Source organism: Brachyspira sp. SAP_772 (genome assembly GCF_009755885.1).
In the GTDB taxonomy this organism is placed as follows: domain Bacteria; phylum Spirochaetota; class Brachyspiria; order Brachyspirales; family Brachyspiraceae; genus Brachyspira.
This window is the reverse complement of the sequence record NZ_VYIX01000240.1, coordinates 1-635: the sequence shown is the minus strand read 5'-3', so window position 1 is coordinate 635 and position 635 is coordinate 1. Positions and strand designations below refer to the sequence as shown.

Sequence of the window (635 nt, the reverse complement as noted above, 5' to 3'; positions counted from 1 at the left end):
TTAAGAATCTTCTCTAAATCTTCTATACCCAAAGACTTAAAAATATACTGCTGACATCGRCTTCTTATTGTAGGAAGTACTCTGTCTGCTTCGGTAGTAGCAAGTATAAATACAACATGGGCAGGCGGCTCTTCTAATGTTTTAAGTAAAGCATTAAAAGCTTCATTAGTAATCTGGTGAACCTCATCTATAATATATACTTTATATTTACCAGCAACAGGCGATATGCGTACATTTTCTATTATTGWTCTTATATTTTCTATACCCCTATTGCTTGCACCGTCTATTTCAATAACATCTAAAGGAGTACCATTTTCTATTTGMGTACAAGAAGGACAAACTCCGCATGGTTTATCTGTAGGACCATTAACACAGTTTAAGGCTTTTGCTATAATTCTTGCAAGAGAWGTTTTACCTACACCATGAGCACCAGAAAAAAGATAAGCATGTGCTATTTTTTTTTGTGCTATACTTTTAGATATTGTTTTTGTGATATGTTCCTGCCCTATTACCTCTTCAAAAGTTTGCGGACGATATTTTCTTGCTATTACTTTATAATTTTTATCCATCAAAAAATCCAAATTAATGTATGTTTTTATATTTTAACAAAATAGAGTTAGTTTGTCAATTTATTA

Annotated in this window: 1 protein-coding gene; it reads right to left on the bottom strand. The window is 31.7% G+C overall.

The features are described from left to right. The coding region (gene dnaX / locus GQX97_RS13795; RefSeq protein WP_157152330.1) for a DNA polymerase III subunit gamma/tau at positions 1-569 on the bottom strand (569 nt) is incomplete at its 3' end. Positions 570-635 lie beyond the last annotated feature (66 nt).